The sequence below is a fragment of the Pedobacter sp. B4-66 genome (assembly GCF_018492665.1).
Taxonomy (GTDB): Bacteria; Bacteroidota; Bacteroidia; order Sphingobacteriales; family Sphingobacteriaceae; genus Pedobacter.
Map to the genome: position 1 here is coordinate 162123 of NZ_JAFVME010000009.1, position 19826 is coordinate 181948.

16 protein-coding genes are annotated in these 19826 nt (G+C 36.3%); 4 read left to right on the top strand and 12 right to left on the bottom strand.

Annotated elements, in window-relative coordinates; genetic code table 11:
* The first annotated feature begins 2 nt into the window (after positions 1 to 2).
* Positions 3 to 1262, top strand: a complete 1260-nt coding sequence (locus tag J1905_RS15695) for an OmpA family protein (protein ID WP_214228248.1) — start codon at positions 3 to 5, stop codon at positions 1260 to 1262.
* 45 nt (positions 1263 to 1307) lie between these two features.
* On the opposite strand, the gene J1905_RS15700 is transcribed toward J1905_RS15695, so the two are convergent.
* Entirely contained in the window at positions 1308 to 2402 is a 1095-nt protein-coding gene (locus tag J1905_RS15700; RefSeq protein ID WP_250318116.1) for a glycoside hydrolase family protein, read from the bottom strand.
* A gap of 225 nt (positions 2403 to 2627) precedes the next feature.
* Here J1905_RS15700 and J1905_RS15705 point away from each other — a divergent pair, with 225 nt between their 5' ends.
* On the top strand, positions 2628 to 3374 hold the full coding sequence (locus J1905_RS15705) for an Ig-like domain-containing protein (RefSeq protein WP_214228249.1): 747 nt from the start codon (positions 2628 to 2630) through the stop codon (positions 3372 to 3374).
* A 69-nt stretch (positions 3375 to 3443) separates the two neighbouring features.
* On the opposite strand, the gene J1905_RS15710 is transcribed toward J1905_RS15705, so the two are convergent.
* The 3 genes from J1905_RS15710 to J1905_RS15720 form a co-directional block, all read right to left on the bottom strand.
* Positions 3444 to 7235: a glycosyltransferase family 2 protein gene (locus J1905_RS15710; RefSeq protein WP_214228250.1), complete on the bottom strand. Its 3792-nt coding sequence runs from the start codon at positions 7233 to 7235 to the stop codon at positions 3444 to 3446.
* Complete coding sequence (locus J1905_RS15715) at positions 7210 to 8355, bottom strand: glycoside hydrolase family 2 TIM barrel-domain containing protein (protein WP_214228251.1); 1146 nt, start codon at positions 8353 to 8355, stop codon at positions 7210 to 7212. The genes J1905_RS15710 and J1905_RS15715 overlap by 26 nt, the downstream gene beginning before the upstream one ends.
* A gap of 258 nt (positions 8356 to 8613) precedes the next feature.
* Positions 8614 to 10209 carry a glycoside hydrolase family 26 protein gene (locus J1905_RS15720; RefSeq protein WP_214228252.1) on the bottom strand — a complete coding sequence of 532 codons (1596 nt, stop codon included), beginning with the start codon at positions 10207 to 10209 and terminating at the stop codon, positions 8614 to 8616.
* A gap of 299 nt (positions 10210 to 10508) precedes the next feature.
* On the opposite strand from J1905_RS15720, the gene J1905_RS15725 reads away from it, so the two are divergent.
* Positions 10509 to 10955 carry an SRPBCC family protein gene (locus J1905_RS15725; protein ID WP_214228253.1) on the top strand — a complete coding sequence of 149 codons (447 nt, stop codon included), beginning with the start codon at positions 10509 to 10511 and terminating at the stop codon, positions 10953 to 10955.
* 65 nt (positions 10956 to 11020) lie between these two features.
* Positions 11021 to 11422 carry a c-type cytochrome gene (locus J1905_RS15730; protein ID WP_214228254.1) on the top strand — a complete coding sequence of 134 codons (402 nt, stop codon included), beginning with the start codon at positions 11021 to 11023 and terminating at the stop codon, positions 11420 to 11422.
* A 12-nt stretch (positions 11423 to 11434) separates the two neighbouring features.
* Here the strand turns inward: J1905_RS15730 and J1905_RS15735 are convergent, their stop codons facing one another.
* From J1905_RS15735 to J1905_RS15770, 8 genes are read right to left on the bottom strand one after another with little or no spacing between them, the layout of a single operon-like run.
* A complete protein-coding gene (locus tag J1905_RS15735; RefSeq protein WP_250318117.1) occupies positions 11435 to 12223 on the bottom strand; it encodes a tetratricopeptide repeat protein in 789 nt (262 codons plus the stop codon).
* A complete protein-coding gene (locus J1905_RS15740; RefSeq protein WP_250318118.1) occupies positions 12201 to 14036 on the bottom strand; it encodes a BatD family protein in 1836 nt (611 codons plus the stop codon). Before J1905_RS15740 ends, J1905_RS15735 begins: the two co-directional genes overlap by 23 nt.
* A 26-nt stretch (positions 14037 to 14062) precedes the next feature.
* Entirely contained in the window at positions 14063 to 14812 is a 750-nt protein-coding gene (locus J1905_RS15745; protein ID WP_214228256.1) for a tetratricopeptide repeat protein, read from the bottom strand.
* On the bottom strand, positions 14812 to 15849 hold the full coding sequence (locus J1905_RS15750; protein ID WP_214228257.1) for a vWA domain-containing protein: 1038 nt from the start codon (positions 15847 to 15849) through the stop codon (positions 14812 to 14814). Before J1905_RS15750 ends, J1905_RS15745 begins: the two co-directional genes overlap by 1 nt.
* A gap of 3 nt (positions 15850 to 15852) precedes the next feature.
* Positions 15853 to 16857 carry a vWA domain-containing protein gene (locus J1905_RS15755; RefSeq protein WP_214228258.1) on the bottom strand — a complete coding sequence of 335 codons (1005 nt, stop codon included), beginning with the start codon at positions 16855 to 16857 and terminating at the stop codon, positions 15853 to 15855.
* The gene (locus tag J1905_RS15760) at positions 16844 to 17815 is read right to left on the bottom strand and encodes a BatD family protein (RefSeq protein WP_214228259.1); all 972 of its coding nucleotides are present in this window, start codon (positions 17813 to 17815) and stop codon (positions 16844 to 16846) included. Before J1905_RS15760 ends, J1905_RS15755 begins: the two co-directional genes overlap by 14 nt.
* A 4-nt stretch (positions 17816 to 17819) precedes the next feature.
* Positions 17820 to 18695 (bottom strand): DUF58 domain-containing protein, encoded by an 876-nt coding sequence (locus J1905_RS15765; protein WP_173091607.1) that lies wholly within the window; start codon positions 18693 to 18695, stop codon positions 17820 to 17822.
* 3 nt (positions 18696 to 18698) lie between these two features.
* Entirely contained in the window at positions 18699 to 19727 is a 1029-nt protein-coding gene (locus J1905_RS15770; RefSeq protein WP_108206048.1) for an AAA family ATPase, read from the bottom strand.
* Positions 19728 to 19826 lie beyond the last annotated feature (99 nt).

The window sequence follows — 19826 nt, forward strand, 5'->3', positions numbered from 1 at the left end:
ACATGAAAAAATTAATCTTTATCTCGGCCTTACTGCTGGCCGGTAGCAATTTAATGGCCCAGGGCTTTTTAAACAAGTTGAAACAAAAAGCAGAAGACATGGCCTCCAAAACCATTGACAAAGCAATAGAAGGAAAAGCCAAAAAGAATACAGAAAGTACTGATAACAACCAGACTGCAGCAAAAACAGAAAACGGCACCGGCAGCTCCACCAGCGCGTTAACCGCCACCACTACCTATGATTTTGTACCCGGTTCAAAAGTCCTGCTCGCAGATAACTTCGCTCAGGATGCCTTGGGTCAGTTTCCTTTAAAATGGTATACAAGGAGTAAAGGAGAAGTGGTGACACTAAACACCGCAAAAGGCAATTGGTTGCGTCTTTATCCCGGCACATTTGTAAGCCCGGTAGTCAATATCGGAGAAAACTTCACCATTGAATTTGATCTTATCATGAACTGGCCCGCGGCAGGAGGCTATATGGTACCCGCCATTAACTTCGCCTTGTATGACCGGGGAAACAAAGGCGATATCCTCTCCTATGATTACCGCCTCAAGAATTGTTTAAAATTTGGTATCGCCCCCTATCGCTCCGAAGGTGCTATTCAGTTAACGTCCTACGAAAACGTAACAAAAAAACTGGAGACCGATAAATATAGAGTAGCTAATTTTGACAGAAAAGTAGGCAATGTCATCCATGTAGCCATCAGCGTCCAAAAAGAAAGAGTCAGGATCTGGCTAGATCAGGAAAAAATATTTGACCTGCCGCAAGCCGCCCCGTTAAACGGCAATTTAAATCAGCTTAAAATCGACATGTCCAGCTCCAACTATACCAACGAACAACTAGGCTACTATGTATCCAATTTTCGATTTGCCCAGGGAAGCGCCGACAACCGTTCTAAATTACTGACTACTGGCAGACTGGAAACCAGCGGGATCCTCTTCGCTACCAATTCCGCTGAAGTAAAATCAGACAATGAGGGCGTGATCAAAGAAGTGGCAGCAGCTATGACCGAAGACACTGACCTTAAGATCAAAATTATCGGGCACACCGATGCAGTCGGAAAACCGGAAGCCAACCTGACCTTATCCACTAAGCGAGCCGAATCCGTTCGTGACGCACTGGTAAAAACCTATAAAATCAATGCCGAACGTATAGAGACCGAAGGCAAAGGCTCCACTGCACCTGTCACAGAAGACACCAGCGAAGAAGGCAAAACAAAAAACAGAAGAGTAGAATTCATAAAAAAACAGTCCCATAATTGATTTATGGGACTGTTTTTTATTTATACAACTTATAAATTCGCTTTTCTATTTAGGAAATTTAACCGGGCTCTTGCCAAGATTTACGGAAGTAGCTAGGGCTATGCTTCGTTCCTCCTCACCTTTTTCGTTTATACTTACAGCACAATAAAAATGATACACCACTCCATTATATTTTATAACAAGAGGTTTATGGGCATAGGTTTTATCAAATGTTTCTGAAGGCGCTATCAAATCAGGGCCATTCCATAGCGTCCAGTTTTCCAGATCATAAGAGCAGGCAAAACGATCGAAAGCACCAGGCTTCCAATTCGCACCAAAATAAAACATCACCCAAAGGTCCTTCATCTTTGTGATATAAGCATCGCCAGATATGCCATAAAAATGATCAACGACAGGCTCTTCCCCATACCTTTTCCAATGTACCATATCATCAGACACAGCTAAGCCGATGCGTTCTGCTTTTGGATATCTCTCGCTTGACGATTGATTAGCGGCGTTATAAAACATCACAAAAGAAGCCCCCAAGCTTTTCGCTTTATCGTGTATCACAGTACTTTTAAATATCGATCCATTGTCGTACCAGCGTGCCGTGCTATCTGTGGGTAACATAACAGGTTTACTTAAACGAGTCCACTCCTGAGCCTTTGTTGGATTGATTGTGCTAGCTATGCCAACACCTAACCTGCCAGCTTCATAACCTTGATCCGCGCCTCCCAGGTAAGACATCCAATATTTATCTTTATAAGTTTCAAGCTTGTAAGAACCTCCCCATTCATAATCCTGGAGTGCCAGATATCCCGCCTTTTGGTTTGCATCCCAAGTGTTTTTACTGAACGACATAATTTTACCCAGTGTTTTCCAGTTTAGCAAGTCGGAACTCTCAGCAAGCCATGTCTCATAACCTTGGCCATCGTAAACAATATAGGTCATCCACCACTTTCCATTGCTATAAAAAATACTTGGACTATCAACCATTTTAGATTTACTATCTGGCACCAACACCATCCCATACTTAAATGGTGTTTTCACTTCGTTATACACTTCCTCCATTTTTTGTGTAGAGACTTTCTTTTGGCTATAAGCAACTTCTGTAGCAAATACCCAGACCATAATCATTATTGCTAATAACTTATCATTCATTTTCTTTTATATTTTATTGGCTTATAGAAGTTTGCAGTTATTAAAATAAGTCATTTTTATAAATAATACAATTAACTAACCTTATTAAAAGCTATTACCTCATAAAAGATTGATTTTGATATTTCCCTGAGCCAGGTCCACCGAATTACTGGAGTCATTTTTATATATTTACAACAACGGTTGATCGTAAGCTTCATTACTGTCTTCACTAACCAAATAACAAATATGAAAAAACAGCTATTAACGCTACTTGCTCTTGCCATGATATTGACGTCATGCAGTAAAAAAGCCCCAGAACCAGTATATTCTCTTGATCAGACTGCCCTTGAGTTGAATTACGACAAGGAACATCAATTCGTAATTAAATTAGGATCCAAAGACATTGAAGAGTCTGAATTTAAATGGTCATCATCAGACGAAACTGTTGGATATGTATCTGCTTCAGGTCTTTTTAATGCTTATAGAATTGGAAAAACGACAATTAAGGCCATTGGAGCAAACGTAACGTTAACCTCTGTTATAAATGTAGCGCCATACAGTACACTTTGTGCAGAACCTTATATTGAATATGGCGCAACAAAAAGTATTGTTAAGAGTAAAGAAACCAGAACATTGCAAGATGAAACAGCTACAGCTCTGTATTATAGAGGTGAAAATGCTAAAATAAAAAGTGCACTTTATGGCTTTGACAACAACCTGTTACAGTCTATGGTTCTCGTTTTTTCAGATACGGAAGCGGTAGTTAAAGAATCAATAAAATTTTTCTCAGAGCGATACACTTATCTAGGTGTAGAAGATGATCTTTATCTATTTGCCAATGTTGATACATTTATTGGAATGGGGTACTTTGACGAACTTGGTTTTTGTGCAATTTACTTAGAGAATAAAACAGGTGAAACAGCCAATTTACAAGCAGCAAAATCAGCTGTACAAAAAGGTAAAGCTGATTTAGTGTTACAGAGAAAAAGATAGGAAACAAGCATCAATTATACTTGATTTCAAAGGCAGGGAAAATTAAAATTTCTCTGCTTTTTTATTTTATTATTTCAATGGAATATTAAGTTTTGTACTTACAATTTTCACCTCATCATGACTCATTGCATAGAGGTATAGTTTATAGCTCGAAGGATACTCTGGTATATTTAAGGTAATACTACTACCTTCTCCTACTTCTTTCAAATCAATAGGATTGCCATAAGCATCAGTTCTTACAAGATTCCATTTAAACTTCAGGTCACCATCAGGTTTAGCTAAGCTCCATTCATTTGAATTAAATACCAGAGCTCGGTAAGTCACTAATGTATTCGGGTATATAGTAACTGAAGGAAGTAAAACCTTTACTGGTGGTATTTTTGAAGGTAACTTTGAACCGCTCCATTTATTTGACAACTGATAAAATTCGAATTTATTCTTTCCGGAGTAATCTTTAAGCCCATCAAATGCGACAAATCCATCAGTTATTTCATCCTGCCAATTGGCTATAAATAGATTGGTTTTATTGTTCTTATTTTTTATAAAATCTGAAGTACTTATTTTGCTAAAAAACCAAGGTTCTTTAAAACTACTTATTTCTGCCACAGCAGCTGAATCTGAATAATTATCAATGACCAAACCAAAATAATCAATAGCAGGAATTCTTTTATGAAGCAAAGCTATATTATTCCTCAATTTATCATTTGCATATAAATCTACAGTAACTGGTCTATTTGGATCCATCTTTTTAATGGAACTTACCAACTTTTGCAACCATGAAATATATGCTTCCCTAGGGAAAAACAGATCTGGCATATAATAATCATGCTCCAACTTGCGCAACGGAGTGTTTGAAATATTCCATAAAATGATATCTTTTCTATCCTTCAGTTTAGCGACTGTACTTATTACCGTTTCGGCGTACCGATCCAGCTCTTTCTTGTCAGAAATAAAGTCACTATTATCTGGAAGCCAGTAGCTATAAGCTACTTTAATGCCATTTTTTTCAGCAACACTTAGCACATTACGATCATATACACTTGGTCCAAAATACTTTATAGTATTGAAACCAATTTTCTTCATCTCCAAAATATCATCGACAATCTCTTTTTTCTTTAACGCATGATAATTAGTCGACCAGTTTTGACCCTTGGCATAATTTACGCCTCTTATCTCAGGTAGAATTTCGGGTTTTGTATTGTTCACTGAATTACCAACAGTACTACTCACAGGAGTTTCGGCGATTGCGCTATTATCTATCCAGCTTAGCTTTTTATTGTATTTTTTTATGGCTAATCCTACCTTACTGAAATCTTCTATTCTCCAATTCAGAGGTTTGCCAATAGCCGTATCTATTGTATTTCTATCCAGGCTACTATTGAAGAACACAACAGCTTTAATTTCTGGAAATTTACTTTTCATACTCCTAAATGCAGTTTGAAACCACTCATCTTGTTTGCCTTCCGCTGGTAATGATCCCATTTCGGCGAGCATAACAGGTAAGTTGAGTTTAAATACGGGGTTTTTATGAAATGGCTGATAAAGCTGCTCCATGCTATACCAACTATTGCTGCCGTTTCTTTTACCATAATTTAAATTGGTAACTCCTATCCACTCAACATATTTGCTGCCGGGAAAATAAGCTGAAACCGCATCTGGTTTCCAGGGATTCCACACCCATATCGCATTATAAACATCATTTCTGGTAAAGTAATCATGAACATACTTCCAACCTTCTTTAAACTCTTCTGCGGTATTCCCCCCTTTAGCTGACCAAGGATATTGCGGGTTGTCTGCTTCATGAGCAAAGCGGATAAAAACAGGATGGTTAAGCGACTTTATTTGTTCTGAAAAGCTTTTTAAATAATCATCGTAATCACCCCTAAGGATCCGTGCAAATATCTTTTCCTCCTTTTTAGAGTCTTCAATATTTTTCACCTTATCAAACAAGCTTTGCCATGGTTCCCAACTAATCATCGGAACTGCATTTATCTTATTAATTGAGTCAAGCAATGCTGTTGGCAAGTGGCATTCAGGCTGATCTCCCCAGGGAATATAAAGAGAAACAATACCAAACTGCAACTTACTCTGATTTTCATACTGTTTAATCAACCCCATAGAACTTAATCCATTGCCTCTTTCAGGAGCAAATATTCCCGGGATTAGTATATCTTTATGATATTTATAAGGTGCCGGTTTTACATTAGTATTAGATCTCGTATTTACAAAATATACAGTGCTACAAACAATTAATGTAGTGATCATTAAGGCAGTGCTCCTAACTCCACTATATATTTTTCTCCTAAGCTTCCAGAAGCGTATTTTAAATTCTGAAACATAACCCATTGCCCAATTGAGAGGCTTTACGTTTTGCTTTAATTTTCTAAACTGACTCTGTCTGCTTGCAGCAATTGTAAAGGACAATATCATACAATTAATTCCTGCAAATACAGACATAATTAAATTGTAAGGGTTCCAATCTCTATATAATCCAAATAATATTGAAAAGATGGAGATCGCAATTACGATTATATTCGGAATATTTAAGCCCCAGTTATCTTCTTCCCTCCCATCCTTAGGCGTTGGATTATAAGGCACTTTTTTTCGCAGAATCGTATAGAATAATCCTATAATAAATATCCACCAAGTCCCGATCATTAATAATCCACCTACAACATGAAACCCCCGTTCCTCCTCTTCCATTACCCATCTTTGCACAAAATGTCGTATTAAAATGATCGAAATCACTAATGGAAAACTGATCGTTATAAAATTAAAGAATACAATATTTATTGGGCTGGTATTAAAGATTAATGAGAATATGGGTATTAAAAAATTTATAAGAAAAATTACACCCGATAAATAATGCATCGGTACAATGCCATAATGCAGTTTTTGTTGCCAGGTAAAACTCTTAAACAATCTCGGATAAGAAGCAACCAATAATTCAAAAACCCCTCTTGACCATTTTAATTGTTGACTATAATATGCAGACAAAGTACTTGGAACCAAACCTCTTGCTAACACTGCAGGCACATATACTGATTTCCATCCCTTTGCATGTAACTGCATGGCGGTATGCATATCCTCTGCCAGTCCCGCTGCATGCCCACCTATAGAATCTAAAGCTGCTCGTCGAAAAGTACAATTAGCTCCAATGGCAAGTACTGTTCCGTATTTGTTCATGGTCATCATTATTGGACCATAAAATTGAAATGTTTGCTGGGCAGCTCCCTTAGCAATTAAACTTTCATCGTAATTCTTATAAGATTGTACTATCTGAACAAATCCAACCTCAGGATTATTAAAATGATTTACTATAGGTTCTAAGAAGTCTGGAAATGGTACATGATCAGGATCTAATACAACACAGAGTTCTGCCGTTGATTGTTTCAAGGCATTATTAATATTCCCGGCCTTTGCATCGATTTTTTTTACTCTGGTGACATGAATTACATTTAGCTCCTCACATATTTTTTTCAAATAAGGATCATCAGCTTCATCACATAAAAAAGTATTATGAGGATATTTTATTGCTTTTATAGCGATTAATGTTTCATTAATCATCTCATAGGGTTCTCCTGCACAAAACGTAGTAAAGACATCTACAGTATAAGTTTTTTCCTTTTTGGGAGCATCAGGTACAGTTATATAAAAGTAATGAATCCATTCATGGAGTATTTTCATACACATGAAAACAAGTGTAGCCATCAACATCCAATACAACGCAGTACTTTCAGCATCAGTTAATAGTAGTTCCCTAAGAAACAAGAACATACAAAATAACCCAATGATAATCATTAGACGTAAGGTGAAATTCTGCTTTCTGGTTGGATTAATTACTGGCTCTACTACTTTCATCTGTTTTTAATACATAGAATGGCGTATTACATGTTGCCACATAACCTTTGTCATCATATATGGTTGCGAATATTCTATATGGCCCCTCCTTTTTCGGGGTATAAAAGATAACCTTCAAGTCCCCCATTTGCTCAACAAGACCATTTATAGGTAAAGGCTTTTTAGTATTATTTACACTATCGATCTTATACCAGTCTTCTGGATAAATCTCCCAAACAATTCTTTTATTACTTACATCGCCTTTTAACATAAAGACTTCAGCAGTATTTTTTTCATGTGGTTTAAGAAATATATTGTCTTTAGCACCTTTATTGTTCAGGAGCATATAATTTATTTGAGGCGCAGCGCTTGCTAATTGCTTGCCTTTCCAAATGGCCTCTGCTGCATCAACTACTTCAGTCTTATTTCCCGCTTCATCAAATATACTAAACCAGGTAGGAGTGGTTTCTTGTTTCTGACCCCAGTAAAAAATAAATGATCCTAATAATCTTGGATCCTTGTAAGGTATTTGTTCTTTGTATCGTGAATAATACTGTTCGGCTTTCTTTGTACTTGTTGGTTCAATTTTTGCCCCCCATGCGGTTTCTGGCGTTCCATCCCATGGGCCATCAATACCCCATTCAGTTAACAGGTAAGGCCCATCCCAAAACCAGGAAAAATCTTTTAATTCCTGGCTAAAAGATCTAATTCCACCAAAAACATTAAAAGACACAATATCTATGTCAGTCCGCATTTTGAGGTTAAAAACAGTTTTACGTTGAAAATTAATCATAGTAGTGGTAACCGGATGATCAGGATCATCTCGATGGATCATGTCTACAATATCATTAAATGCCCTATAAAACTTATTGTAAGAAGGTTTATAAGGAAAAACAAGTTCATTACCAACACACCACATCAAAACAGAAGGATCATTTTTAACCCTATTCACCAACTTCTGTATTGATTTAAATTGTTTGGATACCTCTACATCGTTATTATAGAAATACATATGTTTACTTTCAGGTATTGGTAGCCCAATTATGACTGCAATATTTGTCTCATTGGCTTTTTTTAGTATTGAATCAATATGAGTTGTATCAAAGGTTCTAATGGTATTTCCTCCCAGTTCAGACAGCAAATTTAAATGTGAAGAACCAGACGCTCCTTTGATCTCGAACGGCTTACCATTTCTAAATAATGTGAAAGTCTTATCTTTTTGCTTGATAAAAACTTTACCCGATGGTTTTTGTCGGTTATTAGAGCACGCATACAATGTGCATAAAAAGAGAAAAAAAACGAAATATTTCCTTTGAATCAAAAGCATTTCAAATTCATAAGAGGCTAAAATAATAAATCTAAACAAATACTTAAAACATTATAATCGAAAAGCAAAAGTTTATTTTAATTCCAAATAAAACTTTTTCAATGAGCTTTTACTTATGCTCCAATCTGGAGCTTCTATGTGTCCCCATGCTTTGGGATTATCAAATAAATTAAAATAACAAACTCCAAAAATCTGTTTATTATTTTGAATGGTTTTAGCTGCATCTATTAACCATTTATCCTGGTATTTTTCTGATCCCTTTACACCAAATTCCGTGATAAACATTGGCTTATTAAAAAATCTCATTCTAAAACTCTTACGTTGAAATATATTACTAAAAGATTCCTGCATATTTTCATCGGTAATATTCTTATCTGGCAACCCATATATCGCGATACTAATATAGTCTACAACATCATTACCAGGATACCAATCTGCCGACCCCCTGTCTCCTGCAGGTCCCCATACCCTTTTAATATTTTCAGGTTTCTCTTTCACAAAGTTCATAAAGTAGCGGAACGCATTTATATAAACAACAGGATCCTGACTCTGCCAGGCATAACGATGAATAGGTATTTCCATTTCATGTGCCCATCGCAAATACACTGTTTGTTTTACATTAGAAATTATACTATAAAGTTTAGAGATCTCTTTATCATACTTTCCATTTAATGTATTCTGTAGTACATTCGGATCGGCAACATTACTTGCATCTTTCCAAGGTTCCATGGTAACAATTACATCATGTTTTCTGTCGATTACCTCGTTAAATTTCTTAAAAAAATCTCCCCTTTGTATCTCACCCCAATCGGTAAAGAGATGCTCTACATTTATTTCCGGTTCAAATAAAAGTTTTTTTGTAGGATCGAAAACGCCTAAAAGTAAGTTAGTTCTAATTTGATTATTAACGAGTTCATTGAAGTTTTCCGCTGAATAAATAGTATTTTTATATAAACTTCTTTCTATCTCGATCTTTTGAAGAATCGAATCAGTTCTCTTCGTGTCTCCCATTCCATCTACAGACAATACAAATACTGGCTTATCCATAAATCGAAGTCTATGAAGCTTTAATCTTAGCTTGTCCGATTCAGACAAATCAGTGGGATAAAATTTTGCTGATTGTTCAGCGCCACTACCCCGTATTATACTAATTACATCAACATTCTTTTTTCCTGGCCAAAACTCTGAATCACCGGGATAACCGGTTGGTGCCCAAACGACTTTTACCCTGGGAGCAAGTTTTTTTAAGGAACCCGCAAAATAGTTAAAGGCATTTATATACTTCGATGGCGATTGGTATTGCCACGGATATTGTATTACCGGCACTTCCATTTCCGGATTCCATTGAACAAAAACAGTACCACTGCTTTGGTTTATTAATTCCGCTAGCGTCTTGACTTCTTTATCATAACTACCTTTCAGCACTTTATCTAATACTGAAACATTTTCTTTATGGAAACTTGGCCAGGTTTCAACTGTGAGTAGAACATTTTTGTTTTCTAAGATTGCTTTTTGCAAAGCATCCTTATTAGATCGCAAAGCAAAAGACTTCCATATTACCGAAACATGTTTAACATTGTTTATTAAGTCAGATTGGACACCATTTTTCTCATCATATATGCCGATCAATTTCTCATAAGATCTATCTTTAAATTCATTAACGAACATAGACTTAAGTTGGGGTTTGAAATATATCAAACAGCCAAAAAGAACAAGAAAAAAAGGTATAGCAAAATAGTAAAGGCGTCTCTTATGTTTCATTTTTTTTTAATACAAAGTTATATCCCGGTCTGAAATTGTAAATATAGTTGTTGTTCATTCAAAACCAATAGCTAAATATTTTAGACTTCTTACCCCCTCTAAATTGTCGCGATCACCCCCTTTTACTATCCTAAAAGAACTTCATATTTGTTAAGCAAAACAATTAAAGTTGCACAAAGGTTAATTAACTATTAGAATTTAAAACTATGGAAAAGCAAGAGTTTAAAATCTTAATCAATGCCTCAAAAGAAAAAGTATGGGATGTATTATGGAGTGATACCACTTATCCGGTGTGGACTGCTGTTTTTTGTGAGGGCTCTAAAGCAGAAACCGACTGGAAAAAGGGCAGTGAAATATTATTCCTTAATGATAAAAATGATGGCATGTTTTCAACTATCGAAGAAAGTATCCCTCATGAATATATGTCATTTAAACACCTCGGAGAGGTTAAGGCAGGGGTAAAGGATTTAAATAGTGGCAAGGGAAGCGAATGGAATAACTCGTTGGAGAACTACACCCTTAAACCTGTAGGTGGTAAAACGGAACTAGTGGTTGACATAAACCGGGTTAAAGAGTTTGAAGATTATTTTGACAAAACATTCCCTAAGGCGCTCGAAAAAGTAAAGGAACTGGCGGAAGTTAGTGCAGATTAAACGTTAATCTTACTTTCAGATATTTTAATTGATTTTTAGTATATTAGTTTATCAAACCACTTAAAATGACCTATAAAAAAACCATCACTTTATCTGTATTATTAAGCGCAGTTGTTATGCTGAGTGCATTTATGCCACAAGCAGATGAAAAGCCTAAAAACCTAAAGGTCCTCCCTAAAGACATTAGTCGTGATCAACTTAAAGAAGTCATGGATGGCTTTAAAACAGCCTTAGGGGTAAAATGTAACTTCTGCCATGCGGCCAGAACAGATGACCCTAAAAAACTTGATTTTGCAAGTGATGAAAAACCGGAAAAAGAAACAGCCAGAAATATGATGCGTATGACAATGAAAATCAATAAAAAGTATTTTCATCCAATTGGCAGTAAAGATAAAGATGGAAAAGCACTTATAGCGATCTCTTGTATTACCTGCCATAATGGAAAGGAACATCCGGAAACTAAATAACTGTAAAAGGGACTAAATCTCCTTTACTGCAACAGATTCAATCCAACCAATGTTTCCATTAGGCAGCTCAACTTTAAGCCAGTTGTCGTCATTTTGTTTAATGGTAACTTTGGTTCCTTCATGGATAACGAAAAGCGTTTTTGATTTATCATCAGGACCGCTCTTTACATTCACCGTACCATTAAACACAATTGCCTGACTACTGCTGTTTAAGTAATTACTTTGTGTATTTACAATAAAAATGGACAGTAACCCCAATACCAATAAGGTAATCCCGGCATAAAAAGCAGGCTTCTTAATTGAAACTGAAACTGCAAAAAGATAAACAATCAATAAAGCAAAGCCCAACAGAAAAAATGCAACTGCAAATACGGATAATACATGAGTAGAGAAAAACAAAACCAATGATTTCCACCACTTTGCCATAAAAAATTCAGGAACTACCTCTATTTTATCTGCAATTTTCAAATTAGCAAGTTGTAGATTTAAGTGAATTTCCTGATCACCAGGTGTAATCTTGTAAGCTTTTTCATAATGGAGAATGGCAGGTGCCATCTCTCCAAGTTTATAATAGGCGTTGCCAAGGTTAAAATATACGGCAGCAGATTTGTATCCCGTATTTAATACTTCCTGATAGGATTGTATGGCCTCCTTGTATTGGGCTTTTGCATACTGACTATTTCCTTTTGCAAACAATTCCTCCGGATTCCCTTTGGCAAATAAAAACAAAGGTGATATTACCAGTAGTAAAAAACTATAAAACAGGTGTTTCAAACGATTATGCATTGTCTTCAATATCATTAATGATAGTTTTCGCTTTATCAAATACTTCTTGCTCAGATATTCCTGAAATTGGAGCATACCTTGCCATTTCACACAAATCCAGTGTTTCTGTTAATTGGTCAATTATTGGTGCATTAACCGCTCTTAATTTTAATTGCTCCCCAATGTTATCCTTATTTAAATCGGCAGCCGAGATGTTTAATTTATCACTTAAATAGCCATACAGGCCTTTATAAACATCCTCATAGAAAGCTTTTTTATCCCCACTAAGCAATTGTTTTTGGGCATTTGCCAAATGCTTAGCCGCAATTTTATTGGCATTTCTGCCTTTTATTTTCACTACATCTTTATTGTTTTCTCTGTACCACTTTCTGTAACCGAACCCAGCTAAGAATAAGACAGGACCAGTAAATAGAAGGATATAGTACAGTGCAGAGCCATAAAACCCTTCACCATCTTTAGTCAAGCCAGGGTTTCCTGTTTTAATATAGGCAATATCTTTGGCCAGCATTTTAACATCCTGTTGATCACCTGTCGCATACGCTGTAACATTTGAGCCAGGATCTCCTTTCGCTACCTTAACAGGAAATTGTCCAGAACTTAAGGTCATGTATTTTTCTGTAACCGGATTAAAATACGAGAATTTTAGTGGTTCAATTGTATAATTCCCTTCGTGTCTTGGAATAAGCAAATAGCTGTATTCCCTACTACCCGAAACTCCACCCATAGTCTCTTTAATATTGTCGTTTACCTTAGGATCGTACTTTTCAATATCAGTAGGTAAAGTCAGCTCAGGCGCTTTTAACAACTTTAAGTTACCTGTTCCTGAGACTTTAAGCGTATAATTTAATGCTTCATGAGCCTTAACTGAAGACTTGTCCAGAATTGCACTTATAGAAAAATTTCCAACTGCTCCCGTAAAACCTTCTGGTTTACCTGCATCAGGTAAAGGTTTTACATTGATGGTAATCGGAGAACTTTTAATTTTATACTTTGTATCCTTATAAGAGCCTCCAAAAAACTGTTCGATAGGATCATTTGAAGGTGCTGCCTGCCTTACTACAAACGTCATTGCTAAAGGATCAAGAGTAAGCTTACCAAATCGCTCAGGGAAAAGAATAATCTGTTTAAGTGTGGCTACATGATATTTAACGCCATTATAATTCTCAATTTCCCACTGTACATTCTGGTTATTATTTTTTATCTCCTGACTCCAGAAACCATTAAAGTCGGGTAATTTATCAAGTGCATTATCTACCAAATCAATATTAGTATACAACTTATAAGAAACCGAGAATTGCTCACCGATATAAATATTAGTTTTATTAGCTACGGCTCTTAAAAACAAGCGTTTTGATATATCAGTACTATTTCCTTCAGCAACCTTATCACCTTGTGGTGCTGCATTACCCTGATTTCCTTGGTTCCCCTGCGGAACCGCCCTTCCCTTTACCACTTTTATTTTAACAGAGTTCGATTTAAGCTGTTTACCATTAACCACAACAACTGCAGGTCCTATTACATATTCTCCTTCTTTAACGGCTACCAAATCATAACTAAGTGACATGCTCGCAGTTGTATTTCCATTGATTGATGAATAGCTTGAAGATTGATTAGGGCCACCTACAACTTGAAAACCATTAAGTGTAGGCGGGGTAAACGACTCTATATTTCCATTTACAGAAAAACTAATTTCAAACGGTTCTCCTGTACCAACTACATTTTTACTTACAGTTGCAGTAACTTTTATATCGTCTGCAGTCGCTTTTATTCCGTTTGCAAACAAGGCACTGGTCCACAGTAATAATACCGATAATATATAGTGTTTCATTTTCATTTTGCGCAAAAATACTCAGTCTACCAATCTTTAACAATACGGCCTTTTACACCTTTAGCCTTTTTATTTTTCAGCTTATCCTGAGTGTTCTTTTCTTCATTTTTTAAGGCTTCAAGCATTCTCTCTGCATCTTCTTTAGACAATTTATCAGGCTGAGGCTGTTGCCCATTCTGCTGGTCCTTTTTATCCTGATCCTTTTTATCTTGATCCTGCTTGTCTTTATCCTTGTTCTGCTGATCCTTATTGTCCTTATTTTGATCTTTATTCTTATCCTGTTGATCCTTATCTTTCTTGTCCTGATCTTTTTTGTTTTTATCCTTATTTTTGTCTTTATTCTGCTGTTGTTGTTTCAGCTTTTCTTGCGCATAAGCCAGATTGTACCTTGTCTCATCATCTTTAGGGTTACTCATCAATGATTTCTTATACGCTTCGATACTTTCTTCCAGCTTTTTAGACTCCAACAAGGAATTACCAAGATTGTGGTATGCTTTTGCTTTTACTGCTTTATCATTAGAAGAAGACGCAATATCTGTAAACTTCTGAACAGCATTATCAAACTTCTTCTGTTTATACAAAGCATCCCCAAGGTTAAAATTACCTTCTACAGAAGCTTTCGATTTATCTACAGATTGCCTGTAACTAGCCTCGGCTTCAACATATTTCTTTTCCTGATATAGCTGATTTCCTTTATGGATATACTTTTTCTCTTTCTGTGCAAAAAGCAAAGAGCCTTGTAATAATATGTATATAACGATGATAAACTGCTTCATTATTTCCTCACTTCAAACAAATTCAACTCACTTAATTTCAGGTTCTTCTTACTGGAGATGAAGAACTCAACAACTAATAAAATCAGTGCAAATCCTAAGAAAAACTGGAACCTGTCTTCGTAATTTTTAAACACTTTGCTGTCAAATGTTTTTTGCTCCATTTTCCCTATCTGATTCATTACAATTCCCAATCCACTGTTGGCATTAGTAGCTCTTACATAAACTCCATTACCAGCATCAGAAATCTGTTTACACATCTGCTCGTTCAGCTTTGTAATCACTGTCTGACCTTTTTCATCTTTCCTAAAACCTGTTGGATTACCATTCTGATAAATTGGAACTGGAGCTCCCTCAATAGAACCGAGGCCAATAACATGTATTGCCACATCCTTTTCTGTTGCTCTTTTTGCAGATGCAATCGCATCATCCTCAAAATTCTCACCATCAGTCATTAGTACCATGGCTTTGCTTGTCCCATTTACGAAATCAAAAGATTTCATTCCCATATCAATAGCCGCACCAATAGCAGTTCCCTGAGTTGGTACAATATCAGTACTAATGTTATTAAGGAACAACTTAGCAGCTGAATAATCAGTAGTTATAGGCAATTGAACATAAGCCTCTCCAGCAAAAATGATAATTCCTATTCTATCATTGTGTAGGTTATCTATTAACTGAGATATTGCTCTTTTTGCATTCTCAAGCCTGTTTGGAGAAAGATCTCCTGCAAGCATACTATTAGAAACATCCAGAAGAATCATTAAATCTGCACCGCTCTTTTTACCTTCTTCTATTTTGGTTCCAATCTGTGGATTGGCGGCACCAATAACTAAAGATGCAAAAGCAACTGTAAAAAGGATAAACTTTAAACCCGGTCTGGTAAAAGAAACCTCCGGTATCATCTTTCTAACAGTAACCTTATCTCCAAGACTGGCCAAAGCCCTTCTTTTCCATCGGCGTACCAGAAAAAAGACAATGATAAACAATGGAATGGCAGCTAGCCCCCATAAAAACGCTATGTGTTCAAAACGTAACATATCTTAAGTTAAAGCTCCTTTAAATATTGTATTTCTTAATCCAAATTCAACCAGCAAAAGTGCTAGGGCGATCAATGCAAAAGGCAGAAAACGCTCTGTTTTCTTGTGGTACTGTGTAACATCAATCTTTGCCTTTTCCAATTTATCTATTTGCTGATAAATTTCCTTTAGCTTATCATTATTTGTAGCCCTGAAGTATTTACCTCCTGTAATCTTAGCAATGCTCGAAAGCGTTCCCTCATCAATGGTTACAGGAACTTGCTGATACTGTACACCAAATGGTGTTTTAACAGGATAAGGTGCAAACCCTTTAGTTCCCACTCCTACTGTATAAACCCTTACATTCATTTGTTTGGCAATTTCGGCAGCAGTAACCGGAGGTATTGAACCACCAGTATTTGAACCATCAGTAAGTAAAATAATCACCTTACTTTTTGCTTCACTATCCTTTAAACGGTTAACTGCAGTTGCAAGGCCCATACCTATTGCAGTTCCATCCTCAATCATTCCATTATTAATTCCTTTAAACAAGTTAATTAACACATCATGATCAATGGTAAGTGGACATTGTGTAAAGCTCTCGCCACTAAACACAACCAAGCCAATCCGATCATCAGGTCGGTCTTTTATAAAGTCTATTGCAATATTCTTTCCGGCCTCCAATCTGTTTGGTTTTAAATCTTCAGAAAGCATACTCCCTGAAATATCAGTAGCAATCACAATATCTATCCCTTCGGTTGTCGAGTTTTGCCAGCTTAATGCACTTTGCGGTCTGGCCAAACCTATAATTATTGCAATTAGTGCCAACGATTTTAATACGATACTATAATGCCTTAAAACTCCATAACCGCTTTTCTTAGCACCCATAAATGACTTAACAGATGATATTCTCATAGTTCCCTGAAGTCTCTTATTACGCCAAATGTACCAGCCAATCATCAAAGGCACTAGCAGTAATAACCAGAAAAACCCTGGATTGGCAAATTCGATTCCACTAAACAGTTTCATTTTGCGCTTTATTATCGGGTAATTGATTAATCTCTTTAGTATCGCTTACAAAACTGATTGCATTTTCGATACTTTGCTCATTTTCTGAATTTAAAGGTTTCCCTTTAGCAAACTTTACAAGATCGGCCAGCATTAATATCTGACGTAGTTTATTTCTGTTTTGATCCGTAATTTCCATATGCCTTAAACCTGCAAATATCTCATCTGAGGTTTGCTCAAGTGCCTTAATATGGTAGCGCTTTTCAAGGTACTCTCTTAAAATATCGGTAAGCTCAATATGGTATTGTTTAACTTCTTCCTGTTGCCATAATTTCTTATCCCTTAATACAACCAGTTTATTTATTGCCGTAACATCTGCAGGCACCAATGGTTTAACTACTGCAGGAATAGGCCTATTCTTTCTTTTTTGCCAGAAATAATAAAGCAGTCCTACAATCAGTATAACTCCTAATAGTGAAACTACCACCCATTGCCAATGATCTCTTAACCAATCTAAAAAGGAATAGCGAACAGCAAGGGGCTGTTTAATGTCATAAATAGCTTTTGTAGTATCAACAGCAACAGAAGTAACCTGTAATGGTACTGGATCAGTTTTAAAGCTTTGCGCATTTACCTGAAACAAGAAAGCAGGAATAGTCTGTAAGCCAGCCTCAAAAGAAGTGATCGTATATTGGCGACTGATTGTCCTTACAGCAGGATTACTCTTATCTGCTATTGTATCTGTTTTACCAACCTCAACAATTTGTACTTTTGAGGATATGGTATCCGCTAAAATCGGAAAGCTGATTTTATCATTTATAGGCAACTGAGCACTTAAGCGCAAAATTGTTTGATCTCCCAAAACAATGGTTGACTTATCCAGTTTAGCCTCTACTTTTATATCCTGAGCGTTACTTTTATAAGTAAAACAAGCTAAGCATAACATTAAACACCAGCTAAAATTAAAATATTGCTTCATATCTCTACCTTCTGGCTTCGCGTTTTTTAAATAATGTCATTAATGGTTTAATATAAGATTGATGGGTTCCAATTTTTGTATAATCTACTCCGGATCTCTTAAAAAGGTCCTCCAGTTTACCATTTCGCTCCAATGCAGCTACTTTATAGGCTTGCCTTACACGTTTATCTCCTGTATTTACCCATTCGTACTCCCCGGTTTCCTCATCACGTACCGGAATAAGTCCAAGATTAGGAAATTCTTCCTCATGCAAGTCGTATAACCTAAGTGCAATAAGGTCATGTTTTCTGTTGGCTATTTTAAGCTCATTCTCAAAAGAATTACTCATAAAGTCAGAAATCAAAAAAGACGTACACCTCTTATTAATAGCACCGGTAAAATACCTTAAAGCCTCAGCCACATTTGTTCCCCTATTTTGAGGTTTAAAATCAATCAGTTCCCTGATAATCATTAAAATATGACTTCTTCCTTTTTTAGGAGGAATAAACTTTTCTACTTTATCACTAAAGAATAATACGCCCACCTTATCATTGTTCTGTATGGCAGAAAATGCCAAAACAGCACATACTTCAGTAGCAAGTTCTTGCTTTAGCTGGGCTTGTGTACCAAAATTCTTGGAACCACTAACATCAACAAGCAGCATCACCGTCATTTCCCTTTCTTCTTCAAACACCTTAACGTAAGGATGATTAAATCGGGCGGTAACATTCCAATCAATAGTACGAATCTCATCACCTACCTGGTACTCCCGAACTTCACTAAAAGCCATACCACGACCTTTAAAGGCCGACTGGTACTCTCCTGAAAAGATCTGGTTACTTAACCCACGGGTTTTGATTTCAATCTTTCTTACTTTTTTTAAGAGATCTTTGGTATCCATAAGCTATGGTACTTCTACCGCATTCAATATTCCTGTAATGATAGTTTCGGTATTGATATCTTCTGCCTCAGCCTCATAAGTTAAACCGATTCTATGCCTTAACACATCATGGCAAACAGCTCTTACGTCTTCAGGAATTACATAACCTCTTCTTTTTATGAAGGCATAAGCTTTTGAAGCTAGGGCAAGATTGATACTTGCTCTTGGCGAAGCGCCAAAACTAATCAGATTCTTATAATCTGCAAGTTTGTATTGATCAGGGTAACGAGTTGCAAAAACAATATCAATAATATATTGCTCAATCTTTTCGTCCATATATACTTCTCTAACTACCTTTCTTGCCCTAATGATGTCATCAGGATGTAGGATAGCTTTAGGTTTTGCCATTCCCTGAGGTGCTATGTTGGCTCTCATAATTAGTTTTTCGTCTTCCTTTTTAGGATAACCGATTACTACTTTAAGCATAAACCTATCAACCTGCGCCTCTGGCAATGGATAAGTTCCTTCTTGCTCTATTGGATTTTGTGTTGCTAAAACAAGAAATGGTTTAGGTAATTCAAATGTAGTATCACCAATTGTTACCTGACGCTCCTGCATTGCTTCTAACAATGCACTTTGCACTTTTGCCGGAGCACGGTTAATCTCATCAGCAAGAATGAAATTAGAGAATAAAGGGCCTTTCCTGATAACGAATTCTTCCTTTTTCTGATTGTAGATCATTGTACCCAACAAATCTGCCGGTAAAAGATCTGGTGTAAATTGTATTCTGCTAAAGCCTGCATCAATAGTTTTAGATAAGGTATTGATTGCAAGAGTTTTTGCAAGTCCGGGTACACCCTCTAATAAAATATGACCGTCTGCAAGCAAACCGATCATCAGGCGCTCAACCATATATCTCTGGCCTACAATCACTTTATCCATCTCCATAAAAAGCAGATCGATAAATGCGCTTTCTTTTTGAATCATTTCATTCAGCGCGCGGATATCAGTTCCATACGCCAAACTTTCAGTGGTATTATTTACTTCTTCCATTTAGAACCATTTATTTTCGCTGCGAAAATTAGACAAACCTTAATCTTTTCGCAAATGTATAAGGCCCTGTTTAATGTTAAAATATGTTAAAACTTGCTT

Coding starts and splice junctions, on each gene's coding strand:
- J1905_RS15695 (WP_214228248.1), top strand. CDS start 3: ATGAAAAAATTAATCTTTATCTCGGCCTTACTGCTGGCCGGTAGCAAT.
- J1905_RS15700 (WP_250318116.1), bottom strand. CDS start 2,402: ATGAATGATAAGTTATTAGCAATAATGATTATGGTCTGGGTATTTGCT.
- J1905_RS15705 (WP_214228249.1), top strand. CDS start 2,628: ATGAAAAAACAGCTATTAACGCTACTTGCTCTTGCCATGATATTGACG.
- J1905_RS15710 (WP_214228250.1), bottom strand. CDS start 7,235: ATGAAAGTAGTAGAGCCAGTAATTAATCCAACCAGAAAGCAGAATTTC.
- J1905_RS15720 (WP_214228252.1), bottom strand. CDS start 10,209: ATGTTCGTTAATGAATTTAAAGATAGATCTTATGAGAAATTGATCGGC.
- J1905_RS15725 (WP_214228253.1), top strand. CDS start 10,509: ATGGAAAAGCAAGAGTTTAAAATCTTAATCAATGCCTCAAAAGAAAAA.
- J1905_RS15730 (WP_214228254.1), top strand. CDS start 11,021: ATGACCTATAAAAAAACCATCACTTTATCTGTATTATTAAGCGCAGTT.
- J1905_RS15735 (WP_250318117.1), bottom strand. CDS start 12,223: ATGATATTGAAGACAATGCATAATCGTTTGAAACACCTGTTTTATAGT.
- J1905_RS15740 (WP_250318118.1), bottom strand. CDS start 14,036: ATGAAACACTATATATTATCGGTATTATTACTGTGGACCAGTGCCTTG.
- J1905_RS15745 (WP_214228256.1), bottom strand. CDS start 14,812: ATGAAGCAGTTTATCATCGTTATATACATATTATTACAAGGCTCTTTG.
- J1905_RS15750 (WP_214228257.1), bottom strand. CDS start 15,849: ATGTTACGTTTTGAACACATAGCGTTTTTATGGGGGCTAGCTGCCATT.
- J1905_RS15755 (WP_214228258.1), bottom strand. CDS start 16,857: ATGAAACTGTTTAGTGGAATCGAATTTGCCAATCCAGGGTTTTTCTGG.
- J1905_RS15760 (WP_214228259.1), bottom strand. CDS start 17,815: ATGAAGCAATATTTTAATTTTAGCTGGTGTTTAATGTTATGCTTAGCT.
- J1905_RS15765 (WP_173091607.1), bottom strand. CDS start 18,695: ATGGATACCAAAGATCTCTTAAAAAAAGTAAGAAAGATTGAAATCAAA.
- J1905_RS15770 (WP_108206048.1), bottom strand. CDS start 19,727: ATGGAAGAAGTAAATAATACCACTGAAAGTTTGGCGTATGGAACTGAT.